Origin of the sequence: Duganella sp. Dugasp56 (genome assembly GCF_047304105.1) — a bacterium.
In the GTDB taxonomy this organism is placed as follows: domain Bacteria; phylum Pseudomonadota; class Gammaproteobacteria; order Burkholderiales; family Burkholderiaceae_D; genus Rugamonas; species Rugamonas hordei.
Genome location: NZ_JBGLYQ010000004.1, coordinates 132,943 through 159,576, shown reverse-complemented (window position 1 = coordinate 159,576; position 26,634 = coordinate 132,943). Strand labels below are relative to the sequence as shown.

Genomic DNA, 26,634 nt, shown 5'->3' with positions numbered 1-26,634 from the left:
TTGCGCACTGGCATGCGTCTGTAGAACAAATGTGCTACAGACAAACTTGGCAATGTAGGCATGCTCAGGCCGCCCGGGTCTTGCGCCGGAGCGGGAGCCACAGGGTGAAGCGCGTGCCCGCCGGCCCCGAGTCCCAGCTCACCGTGCCGTCAACGGCCTGGGCGCGGCGGCGCTGGTTGGCCAGGCCGCGGCTCGCGGCACTGCCGGCCGCCTTGTCAACATCGAAACCCTGGCCGTTGTCTTCAATGCTGATCTGCACGCCGTCACCCAGCACCCCGGTGCCGACCAGGATCTCGCTGGCATGGGTGTGACGCAAGATGTTGGCGATGCCTTCCTGGACGATGCGCAAAATGTGCAAGGCGCTGGAAGGGTCGAGCCAGTCCAGGGCGGGCAGCGCCTGCGCCCGCCACAACAAGACGATGCCCGTGCCCTCCAGGCGAGGTTCCAGGCGGAAGCGCAGCGTGGCCAGCAACAGCAGCAGGTCGGCTTCGACCGGTTCCATCGAGTCGATGGTCAGTTTCAAATCATCCAGGCAATCCTTGAGGATTTGCGCGACCTTCAGCTCGTTCACGCCCCCTTGTTCGACCGAGCGGATGGCGCTGATCAGGGACGAACCCAGGCCGTCGTGCATGTCCTGCATCAGGCGCTGGCGCTCGTCGCTGATGGTTTGCCGGTATTCCACTTCGCGCAGGCGCTGATGGCTTTGTTCCAGTTCGGCCTCGCGCGCCCGCAGGCGCTGCGCCAGGCTGGCGTTGAGCAGTTCCACCTGGTGGATGGCGTCGATATAGCGCCGGTACATCAGCGTGCCAAAAACGGCAAAACAGACGGCGTTGGAATAAGCGCCCAGATACCAGCCTTCCGGACTGACGACGTTGTTTTGCAGTAGCCAGTCGGCAAACCCCTGCAAGAGTACGACACCGAGGCCGACCGCCACCAGCCTGCCCTCCCTGGTATCACGCCAGGCGGCGATACCGCCGACCAGGAAGACCGTGCTTCCCATCAGGGCCGCGACGGCATAGATCAGCGGGGTCACGCTGGGCGTATTGGGCAGCACCGCCAACGCCGGCAGGGTCGTCACGGCGACCAGGACGGTGACGGCGATCAGGCCGCGCGTGAGCCACGGCAGCTCGCGGCCATGCAGCAGGCGCAGGAAGAAATGCAAGGTCGCGACGAGCCAGAACAGGGCGTTGACGGTCAGCCAGGCAAACCAGTCGTTCGCGATCGGCAAGCCCACATAGAAATGCAGGCCGCGCAGGAAGGCGGTGGCGGAAAGCGCAAAGAACAGCAGATAGCCGATCTCGTGGCGGCGCCGGACCCACACAAAAAAAGCGAAGATGCCGACCGCCAGGAAGGCCGCGCTCAGCATCGCGGGCAGTTCCTGCTGCAGCCAGCGACGCGACTGGTAACGCAGGCTCAGGGCATCCGGCGGCCCAAGCCACAGAGACGACACCGCCACCTGGGACTTGCTGGTGTGCTCCAGGCGGATCAGGATCTCGTCCAGGGGCGCGCCACCGGCTGGCGCGTCGAGCACCACCCACAGCGGCGTGCGGGTGCTGTTCCATAACGGCCCCTGTCGCTGCGCCTGATGGACCAGATGGCCGTTCGCATACACGGCGATGGTGCCGTCCGTCTTGACGCGCGCGCCATACAGCGCCAACGGTCCCGGCGTCTTGACGAGGCCGCGCGTGGACAGCCTGAGCCAGGTCGTTGCGTGGGCTTGCGCCGCGCCGTACGCCCGGGCCTGGCGCAGCAGAGCGATCGGCATCGCCAGCGGCAGTTGGACGCGGCGCCAGTCTGCCGGCAAGGCCGCGCTGTCCTGCACGGGCGGGGGCTCGGCGAAACTGCCACTGTCGACGGCCTGCCAATCGGCCGCCGTCAGCTGCGTGCTGGCTCCGGGCGCATGCACGCCGCCCGCCAGCAGATACAGGACCGCGACGGCTGCCAGCAGCGCGGCCGAAACGATCAGAAGCACAGGGGAAAAGACGCGCTGGGGCAGAACTATCATCGGGTGGAGGATGGGCGGATGGAGGGCTAATCGGGCAGCAGGCCCTGGACGCGGGCCTCATAGATGGCTTCGCTCTTGGACTTGACCTTGAGCTTGCTGTAGATGCGGCGCACAAAGCTGCGCACCGTGAAATGCGACAAGTCCATCAGCTTGGCGATCTCCTGTGCCGTGAAACCCTTGGTGATGTAGTCAAGCACCTCCAGTTCACGGGCCGACAATGGCGGGGGCCCGGCCGGCGGCTCCCGGTTCGTCAGGGGCGCGGCGCTGAGCCGGAAGCGCGACAGTACCTGGCGCGCGATGATCGGGCTGATCGGACTGCCACCGCTGGCGAGGCTGCGGATCTCGTCGACCATCCTGGCCGGCGAACTGTCCTTGAGCAGATAGCCCACAGCCCCCGCTTCGATCGAACGCATCACGTGCATTTCATCGCCAAAATTGGTGCTGACCATGACGCTGCAACTTGGCCACTGCAGTGTCGCCGCGCGGATGACGTCGACGCCCGAGCCGTCCGGCAAACCCAGATCGACCAGCAGCACGTCCGCCGGGGCCGAGCGCAGCATGGCCAGCCCTTCGGCCTGGCTGCCGGCGCGGCCGGACAGGCACATGTCCGGAGCGGCCTGCACCACGCGGATCAAGGCTTCGAGAAAGCCGGGATCATCCTCGACGATGGCGACGCGAATGGCGCGCTGCTGTTGCTGGTTGTGATCGGTGGTTGTCATGCCGCGATTGTAGCGGAGCGGATAGGCGATTTGGGAATTTCGTCGTGCGCGACATGCCGATCGCCTTGGCGACCGCGTTCACGCCGCCGCGCCCAGGACTGCGCGCTTCCGCCGCCGCCCATATGCGCAATGCAGCTACTCCTTAATGCACGTAGCGGGCGATAAAATACACGCCGCCCATTAACAGTGAGGCAAAGCCATACAATTTCCACGTATGGCTCATCAAGGTTTTCTGCAGCTCGTCGCGATGATTCGCCATGGCGGCATTCAACTCTTCCCTTTGCTTGGCCAGCGCGGTATAAAAATCCTCACGCTGTTTCGCCAGTGCGGTTTGAAATTCTTCCCGCTGCTTCGCGAGTGCGGTTTGAAATTCCTCGCGCTGCTTCGCAAGTGCGGTAAAAAAGTCCTCCCGCGTCTTCGCAAGCACGGCATTAAACTCCAGCTTTTGCTCGTACAGGCTTTTCATGATGCGCTCGGTCGAGATATGGATCTCTCCCCGCACGGCGTGGATTTCCCCACGCAGCGATTGCACATCATCCTTGGTCGCAAAGCCTGTACGTATAACTGCCACATCAACCTCCATTGCCGCGATGCGGGCTTCCATCGCCGCAAGGCGCGTATCGACTCTTGCATCATATGCGCCGCGTGGCGCGTTTTCAATGTGACTCCCGTTGTCATTGGACGACATGATTTGCTCCTCGAAGCACGTGGCCGAACTGCCAAGCTACTCCAGACCGCTCCACTTCGATTGAGCCACATCAAACAAAAAAAAGCAGCCTCAAGGGCTGCCTTACTGTACTACTGCGCCAGATAGTGGCTTGCTTTATTGTTGGTTCTCGTCGGTCAATATGATGCTCCGTCGGGATACCGTCAATCACATTCTTTCAGTCTGTGGCGCCGAGTGCACAGTTGTAGGTTAAGCTTGCGGTTTTGACACTCGGAACACCGAAACATGGAACCACTGGACATCGTCGACACCCAGAACGACACCCCCGCCACCGGCAAGAAACTCAACGCCACCGTCGCCATCACCGTCGCCCTGCTGGCCACCTTCATGGGCATCTGCAAGGTCAAGGACGACAACATCAACCAGGGCATGCAACAGGCCCAGGCCAACCGGGTCGACCACTGGGCGTTCTACCAGGCCCGCAACGTGCGCGAGGAAGTCGCCAAATCCACCGTGGTGCAATTGCGATTGGCGGCGGCTGGCAAGCCGGCGGCGGAACAGGCGGCGTACCAGGAAGCGATCCAGCAATATGAGAAGGTGGCGCAGGATCAGGCCAGCAAGAAGGCCGAAGCCAAGGCGCAGGCCGAGCAGGACCAGAAAACCTACGACGCGGCCAATTTCAAGGACGACCAGTTCGACCTGTCCGACGCCCTGCTGGCGATCGCCATTTCCCTGCTGGCCATCACCGCGCTGACCCAGTTGTGGGCGCTGTACTTCACGGCGCTGGTGCCGACCGCCTTCGGCGTGCTGATGGGCTTGTCCGGCCTGGCCGGCTGGGGCCTGCACCCGGACTCGCTGATCGCGCTGCTGTCCTAGCAGGCGCTTAACCGCCGATCACGCGGTTGCGGCCGGAGCGCTTGGCCTCGTACATGGCGGCGTCGCCGGCCGAGATCAGGCGTATCAGGTCGTAGCCGTGCTCGTCCGAAGAGACCACGCCCACGCTGGCGGTGTAGCGCACCGACAGCGCGTCGATCTCCACCAGTTCCAGTTCGATGCGGGCGCGCAGCCGTTCGGCGACCTTGGTCGCCCCATCCAGATTCAGGCCGTCGAGCACCAGCACGAACTCCTCGCCGCCAAAGCGCGCCAGCAAGTCGTAGGGCCGCAGCTCCAGCCTGAGCACCTGCGCGATATGCCGCAGCACCTCGTCGCCAACCGGGTGGCCGTAGGTATCGTTGATCAGCTTGAAATGGTCGATATCGACCATGATGAGCGCCATGCTGCGGGAGGCGCGCAGTGCGCGCAAACCGACCCGCTTGCCGTGGATTTCCAGCCCGGCACGGTTCAGCGCGCCGGTCAGCGCATCCAGCGTCGACAGGTGGCGCAGGCGTTCGGCATAGCGCCACATCACCATCAGGATCAGGCCGAAGGCGATGCAGACCTGCGACAGCGGAATCGCCAGCAAGGTCATGCCCATCACCCGCGAACTGGCGACGTCGCCCGCATCGGCGTGGAGCAACATGTGCGCGCCGCGCAGGAACATGGCCAGGCCCAGCACCGTGAAGCCGATCAGGCTGATGGCGATGCCGCGCCAGCCGCCGTGCCGCGCGATCGTCGCCGCACACCACCAGTTGAGCAGGGCAAAATAAAAGCCGCTAAAGCACAGCCGCGCGCGCAGGCTGGGGACGATGACGGTAAAGTAAGCAGGTATCAACATCGCCAGCGCGGTGGCGATGGCGACGGTGCGCCATGGCAGCGTGTCCGAGCCATGCACGCGCAGGCCGCGCAGCACCAGCATATTGCCGAACGCGATCACGCCATAGCCGAGAATAGTGTTGAAGATGGGCGGGGCGCTGTCCAGGTTGGCCATCGCCAGGCCAAGCGCCACCAGCAGGTTGCCCGCCGCCCACCAGCGCAGTTCGGGCGGACTGCCGGAATAACATGCGGAAGCAATCAGCAGCGCCGTCGTCAACAGCGTGATGCAGACTTGAACCAGCAATAAGGTGTCGAAATTGAGCACGCTGAGGTCCGTCCTGATGATGTGACAATGTATCTCAGTGCAACACAGGTGGCAATCGCTCATGCAAAATAGAAACAAAAAACCGCAGTCGGCCGGTCAAATTCGCGGAGGAAACCGCGCATATCGGTTAAAGTGGCGCTTATAGCAATTTATCCATTTCAGCCATGGCCTACCCTATCGAGCACAAGCTGGTCATCGGCATCGCCTCCAGCGCGCTGTTTGACCTCACCGAATCGCATAAAATCTACCTGGAAGGCGGCGCCGAGGAGTACCGCAAGTACCAGGAACAGAATATCGACGTCATCCTCGGCAAGGGCGTGGCGTTTCCGTTCATCCGCCGCTTTCTCGGCATCAACAAGCACTACGCGCAATCGGCGCCGGTCGAGGTGGTGCTGTTTTCGCGCAATTCCCCGGAAACCGGGCTGCGGGTGATGAATTCCATCGCCCATTACGGGCTGGACATCTCGCGCGCCTGCTTCGTCACCGGCCAATCGCCGTACACCTACCTGCCGGCCTTCAACACATCGCTGTTCCTGAGCGCCAATGAGGAAGACGTGCGCAACGCGCTGGCGGCCAACTATCCGGCCGGGCTGGTGCTGCCGTCGCGCACCGAGGACGACGACAGCGACGCCGAACTGCGCGTGGCCTTCGACTTCGACGGCGTGATCGCCGACGACGAATCCGAGACCGTCTTCAAGCGCAACAACGACGTCGACGAATTCCATGCGCACGAACGCGAGCGGGTGGCGATTCCGCACCAGCCGGGCCCGCTGGCCGACCTGTTCCAGAAGCTGTCGCTGATGCAGCGGCTGGAGGAGCGCGCGCAGCGCCGCGATCCGTCGTACAGGAAGATCCTGCGCATCGCCATCATCACGGCCCGCAGCGCGCCGTCGCACGAGCGGGTGGTGACCACGCTGAAGAGCTGGGGCGTTTCCGCCAATGAAACTTTTTTCCTCGGCGGCATGGAAAAGGCGCGGGTGCTGGGCATCTTCAAGCCGCATATATTCTTCGACGACCAGCTCAGCCACCTGAAGTCGGCCGGCGGCAATATACCGATGGTGCATGTGCCCTTCGGCATAGCCAACCGGCCGCCCAAGCCGGCGTGAACGGCAGGCGGCGGCGGAGCGGGGCTTCGACTATAATGTCGGCAGGTCCCTCACTCCCCCCTACCGTTGAATGGCTGTTGTGTCCCTGGTCTTAAAAAAATCCCTCCCCAAACCCGGCACCCGCTTCGCCCTGCCCGCGCTGCACGGCTCGTCGGATGCCTACGCCCTGGCGCTCACCGCGCTGGAATTGAAATCCCAGGGCCAGATGCTGGCCGTGATCGTCGCCAGCGCCAGCGACGCCCAGCGCCTGCTCGACGAGATTCCATGGTTCGGCGGCGACCAGCTGCGCTGCCATCTGCTGCCCGATTGGGAGACCCTGCCCTACGACGCCTTCTCGCCGCACCAGGACCTGGTGTCCGAGCGCCTGGCCACGCTGCACGAAATCTCCAGCGGCCAGTGCGACGTGATGCTGGTGCCGGCCACCACCGCGCTGGTGCGCATGGCGCCGCCGTCGTTCCTGGCGGCCTACACCTTCTTCTTTAAAAAAGGCGAGTCGCTCGATGAAGCGCGCCTGAAGTCGCAATTGAGCCTGGCCGGCTACACCCACGTGACGCAGGTGATGTCGCCCGGCGAATACTCGGTGCGCGGCGGACTGATCGACCTGTTCCCGATGGGTTCCGCGCTGCCCTACCGCCTCGACCTGTTCGGCGACACCATCGAAACCATCCGCACCTTCGACGCCGACACCCAGCGCTCACTGTACCCGGTCAACGAGGTGCGACTGCTGCCGGGCCGCGAATTCCCGATGGACGAAGCGGCGCGCACCACCTTCCGCAACCGCTGGCGCGAGCAGTTCGAAGGCGATCCCTCGCGCACGGTGGTGTACAAGGACATCAAGAGCGGCATCGCCTCGGCCGGCATCGAGTACTACCTGCCGCTGTTCTTCGACGAGACGGCCACGCTGTTCGACTATCTGCCGCAAGGCGCAGCGCTGGCACTGGTGGGCGACATCGACGCCGCCATCAAGCGCTTCTGGACCGACACCGGTTCGCGCTACCGCTTCCTGAAGGCCGACCGCGACCGCCCCATCCTGGCGCCGGAAGCGCTGTTCCTGTCGGACGAGCAGTTCTTCACGCTGGCCAAGCCCTACGGCCGGCTGGTGATATCGAAAGATAACGACGGCAGCGCCTCCGAACTGTCCGCGCCGGTGCCCAACATCGCCGTCAACCGCCACACCGACGACCCGCTGACCAACCTGCGCGCCTACTTGCTGCAGGCCGGCCGCCGCGTGATGATCTGCGCCGAATCGAACGGCCGCCGCGAAACGCTGCAGCAGTACTTCAACGAATACAACCTGGCCTTGACGCCGGTCGAGGGCTACCAAGGCTTCGTCACGTCCGATGCGAAGCTGATGTTGGGCGTGGCGCCGCTGCACGCCGGCTTCGAGCTGTCGACGCCGGACGAGAACATCATCTTCATCACCGAGACCGAGCTGTATGCCGGCTCCGGCCGCCGCGTCGGCAAGAAGAAGCAGGAAGCGGTCACGCAGGTCGAATCGATGGTGCGCGACCTGTCGGAGCTGAAGATCGGCGACCCGGTGGTGCACATCAACCACGGCATCGGCCGCTACATGGGCCTGACCAGCATGGACCTGGGCGAAGGCGAGACCGAGTTCCTGCATCTGGAATACGCCAAGGACACCAAGCTGTACGTGCCGGTGTCGCAGCTGCACGTCATCTCGCGCTACTCCGGCGCCTCGCCGGACGACGCGCCGCTGCACTCGCTGGGCTCCGGCCAGTGGGAAAAGGCCAAGAAAAAAGCCGCCGAGCAGGTGCGCGACACCGCCGCCGAGCTGCTCAACCTGTACGCCCGCCGCGCGCTGCGCCAGGGCCACTCGTTCGAATATTCGGCGCACGACTACGAGCGCTTCGCCGACAGCTTCGGCTTCGACGAAACGCCGGACCAGCAGGAAGCGATCAACAACGTCATCAAGGATATGACGTCCGGCAAACCGATGGACCGGCTGGTCTGCGGCGACGTCGGCTTCGGCAAGACCGAGGTGGCGCTGCGCGCGGCCTTCATCGCCGTCATGGGCGGCAAGCAGGTGGCGATCCTGGCGCCGACCACGCTGCTGGCCGAACAGCACGCGCAAACCTTCGCCGACCGCTTCGCCGACTGGCCGGTGCGCATCGCCGAAATGTCGCGCTTCCGCAGCGGCAAGGAGATCACGCAGGCGATCAAAGGCATGGCCGACGGCACGCTCGACATCGTCATCGGCACCCACAAGCTGCTGTCGGACGACGTCAAGTTCACCCGCCTCGGCCTGGTCATCATCGACGAGGAACACCGCTTCGGCGTGCGCCAGAAGGAAACGCTGAAAGCGCTGCGCGCCGAGGTCGACGTGCTGACCCTGACCGCCACGCCGATCCCGCGCACGCTCGGCATGGCGCTCGAAGGCCTGCGCGACTTCTCCGTCATCGCCACCGCGCCGCAAAAGCGCCTGGCGATCAAGACCTTCGTCCGCAGCGAAGGCGAATCGATCATCCGCGAAGCCTGCCTGCGCGAACTGAAACGCGGCGGCCAGGTGTACTTCCTGCACAACGAGGTCGAGACCATCCAGAACCGCATGGCGATGCTGACCGAACTGCTGCCGGAAGCGCGCATCGCCGTGGCCCACGGCCAGATGCACGAACGCGACCTGGAAAAAGTGATGCGCGACTTCGTGGCGCAGCGCTTCAACATCCTGCTGTGCACGACGATTATCGAAACCGGTATCGACGTGCCGACCGCGAACACTATCATCATGCACCGCGCCGACAAGTTCGGCCTGGCGCAGCTGCACCAGCTGCGCGGCCGCGTCGGCCGTTCGCACCACCAGGCCTATGCCTACCTGCTGGTGCACGACCTGCTGTCGCTGACCAAGCAGGCGCAGCGCCGGCTGGACGCGATCCAGCAGATGGAGGAACTGGGCAGCGGCTTCTATCTGGCGATGCACGATCTGGAGATCCGCGGCGCCGGCGAAGTGCTGGGCGACAGCCAGTCCGGCGAGATGACCGAGATCGGCTTCCAGCTGTATTCGGACATGCTGAACGAGGCGGTGCGCTCGCTCAAGGCCGGTAAGGAGCCGGACCTGGCGGCGCCGCTGGCCACCACCACCGAGATCAACCTGCATGTGCCGGCGCTGCTGCCGGCCGATTTCTGCGGCGATGTGCACGAACGGCTATCGATTTACAAGCGCATGGCCAACTGCACCGTCCAGGACAAAATCGACGACATGCAGGAAGAGATGATCGACCGCTTCGGCAAGCTGCCGGACGCGGTCAAGGCGCTGATCGAAACGCACCGCCTGCGCATCGCCGCCAAGACGGTCGGCATCATCAAGATCGACGCCCATGGCGAAGCGGCCACGCTGCAGTTCATGGCCAAGCCGCCGATCGACCCGATGCGCATCATCGAACTGATACAGAAAAACCGCCAGATCAAGCTCAATGGCCAGGACAAACTGAAGATCACCGCCGCCATGCCGGACCTGGCGGCGCGTGTCGCGCAAATCAAAGGCGCCATCAAACAGTTGACCGCCTGACGCATACCACGTAATTTAAACACTTAGCCCAAAAAACGCTAATGCCTTTTATGAAAAACACCATGAATTTAGTTCTGCAGGGGCTTGACGATTGCAAGGCCCGACTGGAGCGTATCGCCGCGCTCACCGCACCCAAAAGCCTGACATGGCTAAGCGACCGCGCCGTCCGTTGCGAAGGCATCGCTTTCTCGCCCGCGCTGCGCCAGACCATCGAAGTGGCGGCGCAAGCGGCGCAACTCGACGCCACCTATTCCATCGGCATCCACAAGATGAGCGAATTCAAGCTGGTGGCGATGGACATGGATTCGACGCTGATCACCATCGAATGCATCGATGAAATCGCCGACATGCAGGGACTGAAGCCACAAGTGTCCGAGATCACCGAGGCGGCCATGCGCGGCGAGCTCGATTTCTCCGAGAGCCTGAAGCGCCGCGTGGCGCTGCTGGAAGGCCTGGATGCGTCGGCGCTGGAGCGCGTGTACACGGAGCGCCTGCAGCTGTCGCTGGGCGCCGAGGCGATGCTGAAGGCGGTACAGCAGGCCGGCTTGAAAACGCTGCTGGTATCGGGCGGCTTCACCTTCTTCACCTCGCGCCTGAAAGAGCGCCTGGGGCTGGACTACACCCACGCCAACGAACTGGAAATCGTCGACGGCCGCCTCACCGGCCGCGTGGTCGGCGGCATTGTCGATGCGGACGAAAAGAAGCGCACGGTGGAACGCGTCTGCGCGGAACTGGGCATCAAGCCGTCGCAGGCGATCGTCATGGGCGACGGCGCCAACGACCTGAAGATGATGAGCATCTCGGGCATGTCGGTGGCGTTCCGCGCCAAGCCGGTGGTGCGCGAGCAGGCCAACGTCGCGTTGAACTTCGTCGGCCTCGACGGCATCCTGCCGCTGCTGACCTGAGCGGCGCGGCGGCCCCGTTGCCGCCCTGCCTGCACTTCTATTCCTGCCTGCGCGCCACCTGCCGGTCCGGGCCGCGTAGGCGGACGCCAGCCACGCTGCCGTTGTCGCGCTGGTCGAACTCCACCCGCACGCCTCCCCAGCGCGTGACGAACACGCCGTCGCCGGCCGGCACCACCTCGATCGGTGTGTCGTTGTTCATCCGCACAAACAATTTATTGCCGCGCTGTGTGACGGTCAACAGCCGCCCGTCGGCCAGCTCGTACTGGCCGCGATAATCCTGTAGGTCCGACGCGGGCAGCGTTTTTTCGGCAGCCCCGGCGGCGCCGGCCATGCAGCAGCCCAGCGCCAAAGCCAATACTAAAGTACGCATGATATTTTCCATCCAGGTCAAGATCGCCATCGCTCACAAGGTGGATGGCAATGCGTACACATTAGACAAAATAATCACGGCTTGCGCACTAAATCCGACCAACACCGCCGCGACGGCGATGAAAGGTCGTTATGGAGGGATGGACGGGAGGCCCGGGTTCGCCTATTGCGGCTTGGGCGGACGGATGCCGGTGTATTGCGCCGACGCCAGCTTCCACTTGCCGCCCTCGTTCACCGCCACGTAGCCGGCGCGGAAGGCAAAGCTGCGCTTCTCGGCGCCCATGGTCATGGTGCCGCTCAGCTTGACCAGGATGGTGCCGGTGCCGCCGTAGGTGCGGATGGCCGGTTCGGAGACTTCCATCGTTGGAGCCTCGCGCTTGTTGGCCGGCAGATAGAAGCCCAGCACTTTTTCGCGCGGATCCACTTCGCCGACCGGCGATATCTCGTAGAAATCGCGCGTGACGATGGCGTCGATCTTCGACGGCTCGAAGTCGCGCTGCGCTTCGGTATAGGCCTGCACCAGTTTCAGCAACTGCTGCTGCGCCGTTTCCTCGGCATGCAGCGGGAAGGATGCGATGGCGATGGCTGCGAACAAAATAGATTTCATGATTTCCCCTTATGGTGCGGCTGGCGCGACATTGATGACCGGCTCCTGCGCGTTGGCGACATTCAAAATAAAAGTGTATTTGCCCGGCCTTGGGATCTCGACCGACAGATTCGGGCCGACAGCATCCATGACCTGCGCGGCGCCCAGCGCCACCTGCTGGTCGTCCTCCAGGCCGCCCAGGTCGACGGTTTTGAAATCCTCCGAGCCGACCTTGAAGTCGTAGCGTCCCGGCGCCAGTTCGATGGTCGCGGCGTAGCTGCCGGCCCCGGTCTTTTGCAGGCGGTCGCGGATGCCCCATTCGTTCATGTCGCCGCGCAGATAAAGCGCGGCCGTATCGTAGTCCGGCTCCACATCGGGCACCTTCAGCATGGGGATGCGCCGGCCGCCCTGCACCAGCGTTATCGACTCGACCGCGCCGGCGGCGTTGCGCTTGATTTCGCCTTGCGCGTCGATCAGGCGGCCGAAGAACCGGTCCGGCGACTCCGCATACACCGGCAGCGCGCGCTGGCCGTCCAGCCGCGCCGTCATCTGCCCACCGCGCTCGCGCACCCAGAAGCGGCGGCCATTGGGCATCGCATAGGCACCCAGCACGCTGGAGACCTGCTCCGGCGTCAGCGCGACCGCCTTGCGCTCGGACGGCAGCAGCGTCGTGTCGCCGCGTGCCACCGCCGACAAGGCATAGCTAAATGGATCGAGCTGACTGCCTTCCACGTTGCTCAACACGATGACGCTGATCTTGTCGGCGACGCGATAATGCAGTTCGGTGGAGAAGCCCTCGATGCCGCCATTGTGCGCAAGTTCCTTGCTGCCCGGCGCTTCGCGCACCGCGAGGCCGTAGCCGTAGCCGGACTGGTAGGCGGTGGTCATCGCCTGCAGCGCGCCGGCGGACAGCAGCTTGCCCTCGTACAGCGCGCGCTGCCAGCGCAGCAGATCGGCGGTGGTGGAATACAGCGCGCCGGCGCCGTGCGGAATGCTCATGTTGATAAAGCCGGCGTTGGCGATGCCGCTCTTGCCGCGTGCATAACCGGCGGCGCGGTTGGGCAGGATGGCGGCGTTCCAGTCGTAGCCGGTGTCCTTCATGCCCAGCGGCTCGAAGATATTCTTGCGCAGGAAGGTGGCGTAGCTGTCCCCGCTCACCTGTTCGATCAATTGGCCCAACAGCACATAGCCGGTATTGCTGTATTCGAATTTGGAACCGGACTCGAACCGCAGCGGCAGATCGCGCACCAGCGCGGCGATTTCCGCCGGCTTTTTGGTGAACGGCTCTATCGACTGGTACTCTTTCTGCGACGTGAAGTTGGCGATGCCCGAAGTGTGGTTCAGCAGCTGCGCAATGGTGATCTTGCTCCAGGCGGCCGGCAGGTCAGGCAGATATTTGCTGACCGGCTCCGACACTTTGAGCTTGCCCCGATCCTCCAGCAGCAGCACGCCGGCCGCCGTGAACTGCTTGGTCACGGAGCCCAGCCGGAACTTGGTGCTGGGCGCGTTGGGAATGTTCCATTCGAGGTTGGCGGAGCCGTAGCCCTTGTCCAGCAAGACCCGGTCGCCTTTGGCCACCAGCACGGTGCCCGAGAATTTGCTGGTGGCGGCAAAGGAATCGGCGACGGCTTCCAGCCGCTTGACGTCCTGCGCCTGAACCACGACGCTGAACGTGAGGGCCGCGGCAAGGCCGGCGGCATGCATCCACTTGCGGTGTTGCGACATATGTTCTCCCGGTGCGGATCGCGCTCAAGTGGCGATCGACCGGCATATGCTGCCATCAACTTATTTTTATAGCAACGCTTATTTTTTCTCGTTCTCGCGCAGCTGCTGCGGCAGGCCGTACATGACGATCAGCGCGCACAGCAAGGTCGAGCCGCCGATGACGTACAGCGCCGGCGTGGTGCTGCCGGTCAGGTCGCGCACCCGGCCCACCATCACCGGGCTGACGATGCCGCCCAGCTGGCCCAGCGTGTTAATCAGCGCGATGCCGCCCGCCGCGCCGGCGCCGGTGACCAGCTTGGGCGGCAGCGCCCAGAAGGCCGGAATCGCGGCGACCACGCCGGCGCCCAGCACGCCCAGCGCCACGATCAGCAAGCCGGTTTGCTTGTCAAAGATGCCGGCGCTGAAGAAACCCAGCGCCGCCAGCACCAGCAGGCCGGTGACGAACTTGCGCCGCTCGCCGCTGGCGTCCGACATGCGCCCCACCACCACCATGCAGATCGCGCCGCAAATATAGGGCACGGCGGTCAGCAGGCCGATGATGGTCGGGTTTTGCGTGCCTGCGCTGCGGATCAGGTGCGGCGCCCAGAAGTTCAGGCCATACGACGCGACCTGGATCAGGAAGTACACCAGTCCCAGCGTCAGGAAGCCCGGGGTCTTGATGGCGCTCAGCAGCGAATGGCCGCCTTGCTGCGGCGCGCTCTGCTCGATGCGGCTGCGCAGCAGAGCCTTCTCGTCGGAGGACAGCCAGCCGGCGTCCTCGATGCGGTCCTTCAGCTGGCTCAGCACGACCAGCCCCAGCGCGATGCACGGCAGGCCGCCCAGCATGAACAGCCAGTGCCAGCCGCGCATGCCGGCCACGCCTTCCATGTGGCCGAGGATCAGGCCCGATACCGGCGCGCCGAACAATCCGGCGAAGGCTGAAGCCAGGAACAGCATCGACGTGATGCGGCCGCGGAAGGTGGTCGGAAACCACAGCGTCAGGTAGTACAGCACGCCGGGCGCGAAGCCCGCCTCCATCGCACCGATGATGAAGCGCAGGCAGTAGAACTGCCATTCGCTGGACACGAACACCATCGCCGTGGTGGCCAGGCCCCACGAGATCATGATGCGGGCGATCCAGCGCCGCGCGCCGACCTTGTAGAGGAACATATTGCTCGGCACTTCGAACAGCACGTAGCCGACCACGAACAGGCTCGCGCCCAGGCCGTAGGCGGTGTCGCTCAGTCCCAGGTCACCCTGCAGCTGGAACTTGGCGAAGCTGATGTTGATGCGGTCGAAAAAGGCGAACAGATAGCAGATCATAATCAGCGGCATGATGCGCCAGGCCGCCTTGCGGACAACCGTGGCTTCGTCGAGTACCGCCGGTGCGGCCGCGTTGCGGGCGGCCAGTGTGGTGTGGCTTTGCATGGTAAGTCTCCTGATCCGGCGCTGCGTGGCGCCGGCTATTGTTTTAAAAGGATGATGCGGCGGTGATTCAGGCCGCCGCCGGTACAGCCGGCCGCGTTGCCGATATCGATGCCGGCGCCGGATGCAGGTCGCAATTGCGGCCGGCCTTGGCCACCTGCCCCGCCGTGTCGTGGCCCAGCAGTTGCGGCAGGCGGCGCGACATCGCGATCAGCAGCGGCAAGTCGATGCCGGTGGCGATTCCCATTTCTTCGCACATGTTCACCAGGTCCTCGGTACAGATGTTACCCGAGGCGCCCGGTGCGAAGGGACAACCGCCCAAGCCGCCCAGCGCGGCGTCGAAACGCCGCGCGCCGGCTTCATAGGCCGCCAGCACATTGGCCAGGCCGAGGCCGCGCGTGTTGTGGAAGTGCAGCGTCAGTGCCTTGGCCGGCACCCGCTCCAGCACGCGCCGCACCAGCCGCGCCACCTGGCGCGGGTTGGCCATGCCGGTGGTGTCGGCCAGCGTGATGCCACCGACGCCCAGCGCCAGGTAGCGGTCGACCAGCTTCAGCACGCGGTCTTCCGCGATCGCGCCCTCGAACGGGCAACCGAAGGCGGTGGCGACGGTGCCGTTCAGCGTGACCGCCGTACGGAAGCCGTCGATGCTGCAGGCGCTGGCGGCGTCGTGGTTGACGGCCGCCGTCAGCGATGCCACCGCCGCAAATGCGGTCATCGAATCGTCGCCGCTCATGCCCATGTTGGCGCGGTTGTGGGTCTGGCTGGCGGACAGCACCAGATTGAGCTCATCGGCGCCGGCCTCCAGCGCGCGTTGGGCGCCCTTCAGGTTCGGGATCAGCGCGACATAGATCACGCCCGGCGCGCGGCGGATGCGGGAAAACACCTCGGCGCCGTCGCGCAGCGCCGGTATCGCCTTCGGCGACACGAAGGAGCCGGCCTCGATGCGCGAGAAGCCCGCGCCGGACAGCTGGTTGATCAGGCTGACCTTTTCATCGGTCGGCACCCAGACGGGTTCTATCTGCAGGCCGTCGCGCGGGGCGACTTCCTGGACGATCAGGCGGTCCGCGCTCATTGCACCACCCCTTCCTGTTGCAGGCGGGCGATCTGCTGCACGCTCATGCCCAACTCCGTCAATACCGACGCCGTATGCTGGCCCAGCGACGGACCTTGCCAGTTGACCTGCCCCGGCGTCTCCGACAGCTTGGGCACGATGCCCGGCATCTTCACCTGCACGCCGCCCGGCAGCTCGGCCTGCAGCACCATGTCGCGCGCCAGGTAGTGCGGGTCGGCGACGATGTCTGCGGCCGAATAGATGCGTCCCGCCGGCACGCCGGCCTGCTCCAGCTGCGCCAGCGCTTCGGCGATCGCCAGCGACGAGGTCCAGCCCGCGATGGCCGCGTCCAGCAGGGCCACGCGCGCCACGCGGCCGTCGTTGTGGGCGAACTCGGGATCGTCGGCCAGGTCGGCGCGGCCGATGGCCTGCATCAGGCGGCGGAAAATCGGATTGCTGTTGCCGGCGATGACGATGTAGGCGCCGTCGCGGGTCGGGTAGGTGTTCGATGGCGCGATGCCCGGCAAGGCGCCGCCGCTGCGTTCGCGCACATGGCCCAGCAGGTCGTATTCCGGCACCAGGCTTTCCATCAGGTTGAACACGCTTTCCACCAGCGACACGTCCACCATCTGGCCGCCGCCCTGCCCGCTCTTGACGCGCAACAGCGACATCAGCGCGCCCATCACCGCATGCAGCGAGGCCAGCGAATCGCCAAGGCTGATGCCGGCGCGGGCCGGCGCGCCATCGGGCTCGCCGGTGGTGTAGCGGATGCCGCCCATCGCCTCGCCGATGGCGCCGAAGCCGGGACGCTCCTTGTACGGGCCGGTCTGGCCGTAGCCGGAGATGCGCACCATCGTCAGCTTGGGGTTCAGTTCGTGCAGCACGTCCCAGCCCAGTCCGAGCTTTTCCATCGCGCCCGGCTTCAGGTTCTCGATCAGCACGTCGGCATTGCAGGCCAGCTGGCGGATGATGTCCACGCCCTCGGCCGACTTCAGGTTGACGGCGATGGATTTCTTGTTGCGCGACTGCAGATACCACCACAGCGAGGTGCCTTCGTGCAGCTTGCGCCATTTGCGTATCGGGTCGCCGTCGCCCGGCGCCTCGATCTTGATCACTTCGGCGCCGAATTCGGCCATCAGCCGAGCGGCGAACGGCGCGGCGATCAGGGTGCCGATTTCAATGACGCGAATTCCGGTGAGCGGTCCGCTCATGATTGTCTCCTGTCGTTTTAGCTAATGAATGACAGGATAGGAAATGGCGGCGCCGGCGTCCAACCGCAAATCCGCAAGCAGCGTTCGCGAAACGCGAACGCTCGGCGTTACGCGGCGGCGCGCGCCTCGGCGCTGCGCAAATGCTGGAACAGCGCCTGCGTTGCCGGTGACAGCCCGGCCGGATCGCGCACCACGATCCTCAGTTCGCGCTCGGCCCATTCGTCGTCCAGCGCCACGGCGGCCAGCCCCAGCGGACGGCCGATGGCGTTGAACACGTCGCGCGGGATCAGGCCGACGCCCATGCCCACCTGGGCCATGCGGCAGACGGCATCGAAGCCCGGCACGTGGATGCGCACCTTCAGCAGCTTGCCCGCCGCGCGCGAGGCCAGGTGGCTGCGGGCATTGATGGAACTGTCGGTATGCAGGCCGACATGGTCGTAGTCCAGCGACTCCTCGAACGCGACGCTGGCGCGCGCGGCCAGCGGATGATCGCCGCGCGCCACCAGCACCAGTTGGTCGCGGCGGTACAGCTCCGTGTGCAGGTCGCGCGTGTCGACGTCGCCGGAACAGATGCCGATATCGGCCCAGCTGTCCTCCACGCCCTTGACCACGCTGCCGCTGGGACGCTCTTCCAGGTCGAGCTTGACCTGCTCGTGCTGTTGCAGGAAGCCGCGCAGATCCTCGGGCAGGAACTCGACGATGGCCGACAGGTTGGCCACCATGCGCACGTAGCCGCGCACGCCCTGCGCATGCTCGGCCAGTTCCAGGCCGATCTTCTCGACGCTGAGCAGCATGCGGCGCGCGTGGGTCAGCAGCGTCTCGCCGGCCGGCGTCAGGTCCATGCCGCGCGCCTTGCGCACGAACAGCGCCACGCCGATGGCCTGCTCCAGCTCCAGCAGGCGTTTGCTGGCGGCCGATACGGCGATGGCCTCGCGCTCGGCGGCCTTGGTCAGCGTGCCTTCCTCGTGGATGGCCAGGAACAGCTGCAGGGTCGTCAGGTCCAGGCGCCGCAGCAGGTTATTCAGCGCCACCTTATTTCGCCTTCAGCGCGGAGATCAGGCCGTCGGAAGCGTCCTCGATATAGTCGAGCACCAGGTCGAAGCCCTTGCCGCCGCCGTAGTACGGATCGGGCACCACGTCGGATCCGCTGCGGCTGGCATGCGCCATGAACAGGCCGAGCTTGTGGCGATGCTGCGGCGGACAGGCCGCCTCCAGCAGGCGCAGATTGTCGTGGTCCATCGCCAGCACATGGTCGAATTGCTCGAAGTCGCTGGCGGCCACCTTGCGCGAGCGCTGCGCCGACAAGTCGTAGCCGCGTTTGGCTGCGAACTCCATCGAACGCGTGTCCGGCGGCTCGCCCACGTGATAGCCGTGCGTACCGGCCGAATCGATGACGAAGTGCCCGGCCAGGCCGGCCGCCTCTACCCGGTGGCGAAACACGCCTTCCGCCGTCGGCGAACGGCAGATGTTCCCCATGCATACGAAGAGAACCGAAATTGGCTTGCCCATGAAAACACTCTGTCAATCTGGAGAAGCAGCTACTGTACGCCAGATGGAAGCACATTGCTATAATTGAAAAATGACCAACACTGACACAAACCTGTCCTGCGGCTGCCGCCTGCTCAGCGTCGACGACGCTGTCCAGGGCGCCGTGATTCCCCTGGCCCTGCTGTATCCAGCCATCGGCACGGAGAGCGAGGAGCACTTCGGCCCGTACCCATTGGAGGTGGCGAAGGACGCGCCGCCGGCTGCGGGGAGCTGGCCGCTGGTCGTTATCTCGCACGGCAATTCGGGCACGCCGTGGGCGTACCGTCAGATGGCCAAGCACCTTGTGCAGGCAGGCTACGTGGTCGCGCTGCCGGCCCATACCGGCAATACGCGGCTGGACAATACGCTGGCCGGCACCTCCGCCAACCTGGAAAACCGGCCGCGCCATATCTCGCTGAGCATCGATGCTGCGCTGGGTGACGCCGTGCTCGGCGCGCATATCGCCGACGCACGCGTGGCGGTGATCGGCCATTCCATCGGCGCCTACACCGCGCTGGCCGTTGCCGGTGCTCAGCCCTGGACCGGCCCGCACGAAAGCAAGGGCGCGCCGCCCAGTCCCGTCAACGTCCGCGCGGACAGCCGGGTGCGCGCACTGGTGCTGCTCAACCCCGCGACGCCCTGGTACGTGGCCGCGTCGTTCACCGAGGTGCGGGTTCCCATCCTGATCCGCACTGGGGAACAGGACAAACTCACGCCGCTCGAGCACGCATACAGGGTCATTGACGGCGTCCCGGACCCGTCGCTGGTGGAGCACAAGGATATCCCCGGCGCCAACCATTTCGCCTTCATGAGCAAGTTCCCGCCCGAGATGACACGGCCGAACTTCCAGCCTTCGCAGGACCTGCCCGGCTTCGACCGCGAGGCGATCCAGCCCGAACTGTTCGCCGACATCACCGCTTTCCTGACGCGGACACTGTGCGCCGTTTAGCCCTGCTTGTCGTTATACTAAGTTATAGCTTTTAAAAAAAGGAATCACCATGTCCCAAGAACTGGTATTGGATGGCCGCCTCGAGTCGGCAAAAAGCACCGCGTGGTGGCTGTACGTCATCCACGCGGTGAGCTTCGTGTTTTCGCTGGGTGCGTTTTCCTTCATTCCGCTGGTGCTCAACTACGTGCAGCGGCCGGGCACCGAGGGCACTTTCGTCCACAGCCACCACACCTGGATGATCCGCTCCTTCTGGTGGTACGTCGTGTGGATCGTGGTCGGCGCGGCGCTGTTCGTGACTATCATCGGCATTCCGCTGGCTTGGGTGGTGTGGGTAGGCGCCTGGCTGTGGAAGGCCTACCGCCTGATCAGCGGCATCGTTCGGCTGAACCGCAACGAGGCCGCCGCCGTCTAGCCCCCCTAGTCCTTCAGCAGGCGCAGCGCCTGCCGCAGGCCGTCCACGATCACCTCGTAGGCCTGCCGGCGGCTGGCCTCGTCCGGCGCGCGCAGGACGTAGGATGGATGGTAGACCGCGATCACCCAGCGCCCTTCGTGCTGGAACGGCGCGTCCATCACGGACTTCATCGTCGCGCTGCCGTCTTGCAGCACCGACTTCAGCGCGGTGCCGCCCAGCGCGACGATCACCTCAGGCCTTACGCGCTCCAGCTCCTCTTCCAGCCACAGATGGCAGGCGCTGATTTCCTTTTGCGCCGGCGTCTTGTGCAGGCGCCGCTTACCGCGCAGCTCCCACTTGAAATGCTTGACGGCGTTGGTCAGGTAGATGCTGCCGCGGTCCAGGCCCGCTTCGTCCATCGCCTTGTCCAGCAGCGCGCCGGCGGGTCCGACAAACGGCAGGCCCTGCAGATCTTCCTGGTCGCCCGGCTGTTCGCCCACCAGCATGACGCGCGCCTTTTTCGGCCCGACGCCGGGCACGGCCTGCGTGGCGTTCTGCCACAGGTCGCAGCGGCGGCACTGGTCCAGCGAACTGGGACGCTCGCGCTGCGGCTGGGCGCGTTCGGCGCTGATCGGTATCGTGGTGGCGCCGGCACGGCGCCCTACCGTTTCGGTCTGGCCGGTGCGGCGCTCGCCGTTGGCGGCGGCGCTGATCATCTGCGGCACGATGGCGCCTTCCGGCAAGTTCTTCCAGAAGCGCGACGGGATATGGCTGCGCAGCAGGTCCGCATTCAGCCGCGCCGGATTGAAGATGCTGCGGTAGTAGGTCAGCCACATCGATTCGCCGGCATCGTCGATGTCCGCCGGGCCGCGCATCACAGCCGGGCCGGCGTGCAGGTTGGCTCCGTCCCACATCATCGTTGCCGACGGCGTGGCGATCATCCAGGTGATGCCGCCCATGCGGCGCGCGAAATGACCTGCCACCTGCGGCAACACTTCATGCGTCGGCTCGAACCACGCCACAAAGCGCGGCGCGCCGTCAGCCTCGGAGCGTTCGCGAAAACGGACATAGGCGTGCATATCATGCTCCTCGCGGTGAACAGCCTTGACCATGGCGTGCAAACGGGCGCCGTCCGGATCTGCCGGCGAGATGACGTCATGCTCGCCCAACTGCCAGCGCCAGACCACCTTGTAGAGAAAGACCCAGCGGTCGCACGCGCTGAAACAGGCTGCGCTGTCCAGCAAGTCCATCAGCTCACGCGACACGCGCAGCGACGTCGACGTCGCCGTTGACGGCGCGGCGGGCAGGTCGTCGGCAGCGGACGAGAATAAATCGCCGCCGCCAAGCCCGGACGTCCATTCTACGGATTCAGGCGCGACACGGCGCGCAATTAGTTCCCGAACCGCCGCCCGCCACTCGTCGAAGGACTGCACGACCATGCGCATCATGCCGCCTGCAGCTCCGGCCACAGGTTCATCTGCTGCGGCGTGTCGGCCATGGCGCGCCGCAGATGTTCGGACGGGCTGGCGTCGCGGGCCGGAAAATAGTCGGCCGTGATGATGAACGGCGAGATCTTCTTCATGCTGCAACGCAGCCGCGACAGATCGGCATAGCGCACCTTCCGCAGCCGGCGCAGGTCGACGATGCGCTGCGCGTTGCGCAAGCCGATGCCGGGCACGCGCGCGATCATGTGCGGCTCGGCGCAGTTCAGGTCCAGCGGAAAATGCTCGCGATGCGCCAGCGCCTAAGCCAGCTTGGGGTCGATATCCAGCGCCAGGTTGCCGCCGCTGGCCGGCAGCAACTCATTGGCCTGGAAGCCGTAGCTGCGCAGCAGGAAGTCGGCCTGGTACAGCCGGTGCTCGCGCAGCATCGGCGGCGGCGCCAGCGGCACGCTCTTCGGGCTTTGCGGAATCGGGCTGAACGCCGAGTAGTACACGCGTTTGAGCTTGTAGCTGCCGTACAGCGTTTCGGCGGTCGACAGGATCTGCTGGTCGTCGCTGGCGTCGGCGCCGACGATCATCTGCGTGCTTTGTCCGGCCGGCGCGAAGCGCGGCGACTTCGGCTCCTCCGCCTTTTCGTCCAGCTTGCGGCGGATCGAACCCATCGCCAGCTTGATGGTGTGGACGCTTTTTTCCGGCGCCAGCCTCTGCACGCTGTCCTGCGTCGGCAGCTCGATGTTCACGCTGAGGCGGTCGGCATAGCGGCCGGCGGCGGCGATCAGCGCCGGATCGGCGTCCGGTATCGTCTTCAGATGGATATAGCCGCGGAACTGGTGCACCTCGCGCAACTCGCGCGCCACCTGCACCAGCTGCTCCATCGTGTAGTCGGCCGAGCGGATGATGCCGGAACTGAGGAACAGCCCGTCGATGTAATTGCGGAGATAGAAATCGGTGGTCAGCTTGACCACCTCCGCGACCGTGAAACGCGCGCGCGGCACGTTGGACGTGCGGCGGTTGACGCAGTACTGGCAATCGTACAGGCAGTAATTGGTCAGCAGGACCTTCAGCAGCGAGACGCAGCGCCCGTCCGGCGTGTAGCTGTGGCAGATACCCATGCCGGTGGTGGCGCCGAAGCCATCCTTGCCGATGGAGTTGCGCTTCGGCGCCGCGCTGCTGGCGCACGAGGCGTCGTACTTTGCCGCATCGGCGAGAATTTCCAGCTTGTCCGTCAATTCCATCATCGCCCCGATATACTGTGCTTATATACAGTATATCAGAACGATTTAAGGAAGTACCGCTTTCAGTGCATCGACCAGTTTCGCGCACTCCTCGTCGGTGCCGATGGAGATGCGCAGGAACTGATCGATGCGCGCCTGCTTGAAGTGCCGCACCAGGATGGCCCGCTCGCGCAGGCTTGCCGCCAGCTGGGCACCGTCGTGCCGCGGGTGGCGGGCGAAGATGAAGTTGGCGTGCGACGGCAGCACTTCGAAGCCCAGCACCTGCATCTGCGCCGTCAGCCATGCGCGCGTGGCGATGATCGCTTGCGAGGTCTGCTCCATGTGGGCCACGTCGTCCAGCGCGGCCACCGCGCCGGCTTGCGCGACCTGCCCCAGCGGATAGCAATTGAAGCTGTTCTTCACGCGCTCCAGGCCGGCGATCAGGTCAGGATGGCCGACGGCGAAGCCGACCCGCAGGCCGGCCAGCGAACGCGATTTGGACAGCGTCTGGATCACCAGCAGATTGTCGTAACGGCCGAGCAGCGCGATCGCGCTTTGCGCGCCGAAATCCACATACGCCTCGTCGACCACCACCACCTGGTCCGGATGCGCGGCCAGCAGCGCCTCGATCCGCTCCAGCGGCAGCGCGATGCCGGTCGGCGCGTTGGGGTTGGCGATGATGATGGCGCCGCCCGGCTGCTGGTAGTCCGCCACGTCGATCTCGAAGCGTTCGTTCAGCGGCACCTGCACCGCATCGATGCCATACAGGCTGCAGTAGGTCGGATAAAAACTGTAGCTGATGTCCGGGCAAAGCAGCGGCAACTCGTGCTTGAGCAGCGCGTGGAAGGTGTGCGCCAGCACTTCGTCCGAGCTGTTGCCGACGAAGACCTGCCCGCTCGCCAGCCCGAAGCGGCGGGCGACGGCATCCTTGACCGCCGCGTTGCCGGGATCCGAATACTTGCGCAGCTGGTCGCCGACGGCGGCCTGCATCGCGGCGATGGCCTTGGGCGACGGGCCGTACGGGTTCTCGTTGGTGTTCAGCTTGACCAGGCCGGGCATCTGCACCTGCTCGCCCGGCGTGTACGGCGTCAGGCCGTGGACGACGTTGCTCCAGAAGCGGCTCATTGCATTTCTCCCAGCGCGCGCTCGATGTCGGCGATCAGGTCGTTGACGTCTTCCAGGCCGACGTTGAAGCGCACCAGGACACCCTTATCCGGCCAGTCCTTGCGCATGTTCTGAATACGGTAAGGCATGACCAGGCTGTTGGCGCCGCCCCAGCTGTAGCCGATCTTGAAGAACTTGAGCGAGTCGACAAAGCGGTCGGTCTGCGCCTCGGCGAAGCGTTCGTCGAACAGCACGGAGAACAGGCCGCCGGCGCCGCTGAAGTCGCGCTTCCAGATTTCGTGGCCGGGACAATCAGTGAAGGCTGGGTGCAGCACCTTGGTGATTTCCGGCCGCGCCTGCAGCCACGCCGCCAGCTTGCGCGCCGCCGCGTCGTGCGCGTCGAAGCGCATGCGCATCGTCGGCAGGCCGCGCGAGACGAGATAGGCATCGTCCGCGCCCACGCCCATGCCGAGGCGCATATGCGACAGGCTGATGCGGTCGTGCAGCGCCTGGTCGCGCGTGATGACGGCGCCCATCAGCACATCCGAGCCGCCGGACTGGTACTTGGTCAGCGCCTGCATGATGATGTCGACGCCAAGGTCGAAGCCGCGCAGCGCCAGGCCGGCCGACCAGGTATTGTCCAGCGCGACGACCACGCCGCGCTCGTGCGCCGCCTTGCAGATGGCCGGCAGGTCCGGCACTTCCATCGACACCGAACCGGGCGCCTCGGTCCAGATCAGTTTGGTGTTCGGCTGGATCAGCGCGGCGATGCCCTCGCCGATCAGCGGATCGTAGTAGCGCGCGGTGATGCCGTAGTCGGCCGTCAACCAGCGGCCCAGCTCGCGGTTGGGGTTGTAGACGTTATCGGGCAGCAGCACGTCGTCCCCGGTTTTCAGCATCGCGAAATCGATCATCGCGATGGCGGCCAGGCCGCTCGGCGCCAGCAGGCAGTATTTGCCGTCCTCGATCTCTGCCAGGCGCGCTTCCAGCGTGAAGGTGGTCGGCGTGCCGTGCAGGCCGTAGGTATAGGCGTTTTTCTCTTTCCAGTCGCCCGAGCGCATGGCGGCGACGTTCTTGAACAGCACCGTCGAGGCGTGGTGGATCGCGCTGGGAAACGCGGCAAAGCCTTCCGGCGCCTGGTAGTCGGTGTGAACGAGTCCGGTCTGCGGGGATTTTTTGATGGTCATGGTAATTTCAGGCGAAAAAAAAGGCGGACATGCCGTCCGCCTTCATTTTACAGTGCATCGCCCTACAGCGCCTCGCCCCACAGGTCGTGGGCGTCGGACGTGGTGATTTTCACGTCGACGAACTGGCCGACCGCCAGCTTCTTGTGCGGCTCGTAAGGCGGCTTGACATACACCACGCCGTCGATTTCCGGCGCGTCGGCGCTGGAGCGGCCTACGCCGCCGCTGCGGTTGACTTCATCGATCAGCACGCGCACGGTCTTGCCGACCTTGGCTTTCAGGCGGGCCTTGGAGATCTCTTCCTGCAGCAGCATCACGCGGCCGCGACGCTCTTCGCGCACTTCTTCCGGCACCGGATTGGCCAGCTCGTTGGCGGTGGCGCCTTCGACCGGCGAATAGGCGAAGCAGCCCAGGCGGTCGATCTGCGCTTCCTTCAGGAAGTCCAGCAGGTATTCGAATTCGGCCTCGGTCTCGCCCGGGAAGCCGGCAATGAAGGTCGAACGGATGGTCAGGTCCGGATTCATGGCGCGCCAGGCCAGGATGCGGTCCAGGTTTTTCTCGCCGCTGGCGGGACGCTTCATGCGCTTCAGCACATCGGGATGCGCGTGCTGCATCGGGATGTCCAGGTAAGGCAGGATGTGCTCGCCCATCATCGGAATGACCTGGTCGACGTGCGGGTATGGATACACGTAGTGCATGCGCACCCAGGCGCCGTAGGACTTGGCCAGCTCGCCCAGCGCTTCCATCAGTTGCGTCATGTGGGTCTTGATCGGACGGCCGTTCCAGAAACCGGTGCGGAACTTGACGTCGACGCCGTAGGCCGAGGTGTCCTGCGAGATCACCAGCAGTTCCTTGACGCCGGACTTGAACAGGTTTTCCGCTTCCAGCATCAGGTCCGCGATCGGGCGCGAGACCAGGTCGCCGCGCATCGACGGGATGATGCAGAACGAGCAGCGGTGGTTGCAGCCTTCGGAGATCTTCAGGTAGGCATAGTGCTTGGGCGTGAGCTTGACGCCCTGCGCCGGTATCAGGTCGAGGAAAGGCTCGTGCGGTTTCGGCAGGTGCAGGTGGACCGAGTCCATCACCTCGGCCAGCGCGTGCGGGCCGGTCACGGCCAGCACCTTCGGGTGCACCTTCATGATGATGTCGTCGCCGGCGGCGTCTTTTTTCGCGCCCAGGCAGCCGGTGACGATCACCCGGCCGTTTTCGGCCAGCGCTTCGCCGATGGCGTCCAGCGATTCCTGCACGGCGGCGTCGATGAAGCCGCAGGTGTTGACGATGACCAGGTCGGCGCCGTCGTAGGACTTGGCGGTCTCGTAACCTTCAGCGCGCAGCTGGGTCAGGATCTGTTCGGAGTCGACCAGCGCTTTGGGGCAGCCGAGCGAGACGAAGCCCACTTTGGGTGCTGGCGCACCGGCGGCTGGCTTGGGGAGACGAGTGAGTGGTTGCGATTGCATGATAGGTTGCTTTAGGTTGCTAAATGCGCCATGAAAATTGCGGGCAATCGAGCATTATACCCCATTGGCCATAGGGAG

The 26,634-nt window shown here is 64.9% G+C and carries 22 protein-coding genes and 1 pseudogene; 6 read left to right on the top strand and 17 right to left on the bottom strand.

Features of this window, described 5'->3' with window-relative positions:
• Positions 1-64: 64 nt before the first annotated feature.
• The 3 genes from ACCD07_RS03865 to ACCD07_RS03855 form a co-directional block, all read right to left on the bottom strand.
• Complete coding sequence (locus ACCD07_RS03865) at positions 65-2,005, bottom strand: ATP-binding protein (RefSeq protein WP_413446565.1); 1,941 nt, start codon at positions 2,003-2,005, stop codon at positions 65-67.
• Between the two features lie 26 nt (positions 2,006-2,031).
• Positions 2,032-2,724 carry a response regulator transcription factor gene (locus ACCD07_RS03860; RefSeq protein ID WP_413446564.1) on the bottom strand — a complete coding sequence of 231 codons (693 nt, stop codon included), beginning with the start codon at positions 2,722-2,724 and terminating at the stop codon, positions 2,032-2,034.
• 142 nt (positions 2,725-2,866) lie between these two features.
• The gene (locus ACCD07_RS03855; RefSeq protein WP_413446563.1) at positions 2,867-3,412 is read right to left on the bottom strand and encodes a hypothetical protein; all 546 of its coding nucleotides are present in this window, start codon (positions 3,410-3,412) and stop codon (positions 2,867-2,869) included.
• A gap of 264 nt (positions 3,413-3,676) precedes the next feature.
• Between ACCD07_RS03855 and ACCD07_RS03850 the strand changes: the two genes are divergently transcribed.
• On the top strand, positions 3,677-4,267 hold the full coding sequence (locus tag ACCD07_RS03850; protein ID WP_413446562.1) for a DUF4337 domain-containing protein: 591 nt from the start codon (positions 3,677-3,679) through the stop codon (positions 4,265-4,267).
• 7 nt (positions 4,268-4,274) lie between these two features.
• Here the strand turns inward: ACCD07_RS03850 and ACCD07_RS03845 are convergent, their stop codons facing one another.
• Entirely contained in the window at positions 4,275-5,408 is a 1,134-nt protein-coding gene (locus tag ACCD07_RS03845) for a diguanylate cyclase (protein ID WP_413446561.1), read from the bottom strand.
• Positions 5,409-5,572: 164 nt separating this feature from the next.
• Between ACCD07_RS03845 and ACCD07_RS03840 the strand changes: the two genes are divergently transcribed.
• The 3 genes from ACCD07_RS03840 to serB all read left to right on the top strand — a co-directional run bounded on the left by ACCD07_RS03840 (position 5,573) and on the right by serB (position 10,942).
• Positions 5,573-6,514, top strand: coding sequence for a 5'-nucleotidase (locus ACCD07_RS03840; RefSeq protein ID WP_176650402.1), 942 nt, complete (start codon positions 5,573-5,575; stop codon positions 6,512-6,514).
• A 79-nt stretch (positions 6,515-6,593) separates the two neighbouring features.
• Positions 6,594-10,037: a transcription-repair coupling factor gene (gene mfd / locus ACCD07_RS03835; protein WP_176650401.1), complete on the top strand. Its 3,444-nt coding sequence runs from the start codon at positions 6,594-6,596 to the stop codon at positions 10,035-10,037.
• A gap of 62 nt (positions 10,038-10,099) precedes the next feature.
• On the top strand, positions 10,100-10,942 hold the full coding sequence (serB, locus tag ACCD07_RS03830; protein WP_176650400.1) for a phosphoserine phosphatase SerB: 843 nt from the start codon (positions 10,100-10,102) through the stop codon (positions 10,940-10,942).
• A gap of 37 nt (positions 10,943-10,979) precedes the next feature.
• Here serB and ACCD07_RS03825 read toward each other — a convergent pair whose 3' ends face one another.
• The 8 genes from ACCD07_RS03825 to ACCD07_RS03790 form a co-directional block, all read right to left on the bottom strand.
• A complete protein-coding gene (locus tag ACCD07_RS03825; protein WP_176650399.1) occupies positions 10,980-11,312 on the bottom strand; it encodes a DUF3471 domain-containing protein in 333 nt (110 codons plus the stop codon).
• 162 nt (positions 11,313-11,474) lie between these two features.
• Positions 11,475-11,918: a nuclear transport factor 2 family protein gene (locus ACCD07_RS03820; RefSeq protein WP_413446560.1), complete on the bottom strand. Its 444-nt coding sequence runs from the start codon at positions 11,916-11,918 to the stop codon at positions 11,475-11,477.
• A gap of 9 nt (positions 11,919-11,927) precedes the next feature.
• Positions 11,928-13,622, bottom strand: coding sequence for a serine hydrolase (locus ACCD07_RS03815; protein WP_413446559.1), 1,695 nt, complete (start codon positions 13,620-13,622; stop codon positions 11,928-11,930).
• 78 nt (positions 13,623-13,700) lie between these two features.
• Positions 13,701-15,029 carry an MFS transporter gene (locus ACCD07_RS03810; protein ID WP_413446558.1) on the bottom strand — a complete coding sequence of 443 codons (1,329 nt, stop codon included), beginning with the start codon at positions 15,027-15,029 and terminating at the stop codon, positions 13,701-13,703.
• A 67-nt stretch (positions 15,030-15,096) separates the two neighbouring features.
• On the bottom strand, positions 15,097-16,098 hold the full coding sequence (locus ACCD07_RS03805; RefSeq protein WP_413446557.1) for a hydroxymethylglutaryl-CoA lyase: 1,002 nt from the start codon (positions 16,096-16,098) through the stop codon (positions 15,097-15,099).
• Positions 16,095-17,288, bottom strand: coding sequence for a CaiB/BaiF CoA transferase family protein (locus ACCD07_RS03800; protein WP_413446556.1), 1,194 nt, complete (start codon positions 17,286-17,288; stop codon positions 16,095-16,097). The genes ACCD07_RS03805 and ACCD07_RS03800 overlap by 4 nt, the downstream gene beginning before the upstream one ends.
• A 107-nt stretch (positions 17,289-17,395) precedes the next feature.
• Complete coding sequence (locus tag ACCD07_RS03795) at positions 17,396-18,319, bottom strand: LysR family transcriptional regulator (RefSeq protein ID WP_413446555.1); 924 nt, start codon at positions 18,317-18,319, stop codon at positions 17,396-17,398.
• A gap of 1 nt (position 18,320) precedes the next feature.
• Positions 18,321-18,797: a low molecular weight protein-tyrosine-phosphatase gene (locus tag ACCD07_RS03790; protein WP_413446554.1), complete on the bottom strand. Its 477-nt coding sequence runs from the start codon at positions 18,795-18,797 to the stop codon at positions 18,321-18,323.
• Positions 18,798-18,867: 70 nt separating this feature from the next.
• On the opposite strand from ACCD07_RS03790, the gene ACCD07_RS03785 reads away from it, so the two are divergent.
• Positions 18,868-19,764, top strand: a complete 897-nt coding sequence (locus ACCD07_RS03785; RefSeq protein ID WP_413446553.1) for an alpha/beta hydrolase family protein — start codon at positions 18,868-18,870, stop codon at positions 19,762-19,764.
• Between the two features lie 49 nt (positions 19,765-19,813).
• Positions 19,814-20,176 carry a DUF4870 family protein gene (locus ACCD07_RS03780; protein WP_176650389.1) on the top strand — a complete coding sequence of 121 codons (363 nt, stop codon included), beginning with the start codon at positions 19,814-19,816 and terminating at the stop codon, positions 20,174-20,176.
• A 5-nt stretch (positions 20,177-20,181) separates the two neighbouring features.
• Here ACCD07_RS03780 and ACCD07_RS03775 read toward each other — a convergent pair whose 3' ends face one another.
• From ACCD07_RS03775 to rimO, 5 genes and pseudogenes are all read right to left on the bottom strand, one after another.
• The gene (locus ACCD07_RS03775; protein WP_413446552.1) at positions 20,182-21,603 is read right to left on the bottom strand and encodes a UdgX family uracil-DNA binding protein; all 1,422 of its coding nucleotides are present in this window, start codon (positions 21,601-21,603) and stop codon (positions 20,182-20,184) included.
• Positions 21,600-22,832, bottom strand: a pseudogene (locus tag ACCD07_RS03770) (putative DNA modification/repair radical SAM protein). The gene ACCD07_RS03775 and the pseudogene ACCD07_RS03770 overlap by 4 nt, the downstream one beginning before the upstream one ends.
• Before the next feature lie 45 nt (positions 22,833-22,877).
• Positions 22,878-23,936, bottom strand: coding sequence for a histidinol-phosphate transaminase (hisC, locus tag ACCD07_RS03765; protein WP_413446551.1), 1,059 nt, complete (start codon positions 23,934-23,936; stop codon positions 22,878-22,880).
• Complete coding sequence (locus ACCD07_RS03760) at positions 23,933-25,102, bottom strand: cystathionine beta-lyase (protein WP_413446550.1); 1,170 nt, start codon at positions 25,100-25,102, stop codon at positions 23,933-23,935. Before ACCD07_RS03760 ends, hisC begins: the two co-directional genes overlap by 4 nt.
• Positions 25,103-25,164: 62 nt before the next feature.
• Complete coding sequence (gene rimO / locus ACCD07_RS03755; RefSeq protein ID WP_176650386.1) at positions 25,165-26,556, bottom strand: 30S ribosomal protein S12 methylthiotransferase RimO; 1,392 nt, start codon at positions 26,554-26,556, stop codon at positions 25,165-25,167.
• Positions 26,557-26,634 lie beyond the last annotated feature (78 nt).

Coding starts and splice junctions, on each gene's coding strand:
- ACCD07_RS03865 (WP_413446565.1), bottom strand. CDS start 2,005: ATGATAGTTCTGCCCCAGCGCGTCTTTTCCCCTGTGCTTCTGATCGTT.
- ACCD07_RS03775 (WP_413446552.1), bottom strand. CDS start 21,603: ATGATGCGCATGGTCGTGCAGTCCTTCGACGAGTGGCGGGCGGCGGTT.
- ACCD07_RS03805 (WP_413446557.1), bottom strand. CDS start 16,098: ATGAGCGCGGACCGCCTGATCGTCCAGGAAGTCGCCCCGCGCGACGGC.
- hisC (WP_413446551.1), bottom strand. CDS start 23,936: ATGAGCCGCTTCTGGAGCAACGTCGTCCACGGCCTGACGCCGTACACG.
- ACCD07_RS03800 (WP_413446556.1), bottom strand. CDS start 17,288: ATGAGCGGACCGCTCACCGGAATTCGCGTCATTGAAATCGGCACCCTG.
- serB (WP_176650400.1), top strand. CDS start 10,100: ATGAATTTAGTTCTGCAGGGGCTTGACGATTGCAAGGCCCGACTGGAG.
- ACCD07_RS03815 (WP_413446559.1), bottom strand. CDS start 13,622: ATGTCGCAACACCGCAAGTGGATGCATGCCGCCGGCCTTGCCGCGGCC.
- ACCD07_RS03780 (WP_176650389.1), top strand. CDS start 19,814: ATGTCCCAAGAACTGGTATTGGATGGCCGCCTCGAGTCGGCAAAAAGC.
- ACCD07_RS03790 (WP_413446554.1), bottom strand. CDS start 18,797: ATGGGCAAGCCAATTTCGGTTCTCTTCGTATGCATGGGGAACATCTGC.
- ACCD07_RS03840 (WP_176650402.1), top strand. CDS start 5,573: ATGGCCTACCCTATCGAGCACAAGCTGGTCATCGGCATCGCCTCCAGC.
- ACCD07_RS03785 (WP_413446553.1), top strand. CDS start 18,868: ATGACCAACACTGACACAAACCTGTCCTGCGGCTGCCGCCTGCTCAGC.
- ACCD07_RS03855 (WP_413446563.1), bottom strand. CDS start 3,412: ATGTCGTCCAATGACAACGGGAGTCACATTGAAAACGCGCCACGCGGC.
- ACCD07_RS03820 (WP_413446560.1), bottom strand. CDS start 11,918: ATGAAATCTATTTTGTTCGCAGCCATCGCCATCGCATCCTTCCCGCTG.
- ACCD07_RS03810 (WP_413446558.1), bottom strand. CDS start 15,029: ATGCAAAGCCACACCACACTGGCCGCCCGCAACGCGGCCGCACCGGCG.
- ACCD07_RS03760 (WP_413446550.1), bottom strand. CDS start 25,102: ATGACCATCAAAAAATCCCCGCAGACCGGACTCGTTCACACCGACTAC.
- rimO (WP_176650386.1), bottom strand. CDS start 26,556: ATGCAATCGCAACCACTCACTCGTCTCCCCAAGCCAGCCGCCGGTGCG.
- ACCD07_RS03860 (WP_413446564.1), bottom strand. CDS start 2,724: ATGACAACCACCGATCACAACCAGCAACAGCAGCGCGCCATTCGCGTC.
- ACCD07_RS03850 (WP_413446562.1), top strand. CDS start 3,677: ATGGAACCACTGGACATCGTCGACACCCAGAACGACACCCCCGCCACC.
- ACCD07_RS03825 (WP_176650399.1), bottom strand. CDS start 11,312: ATGCGTACTTTAGTATTGGCTTTGGCGCTGGGCTGCTGCATGGCCGGC.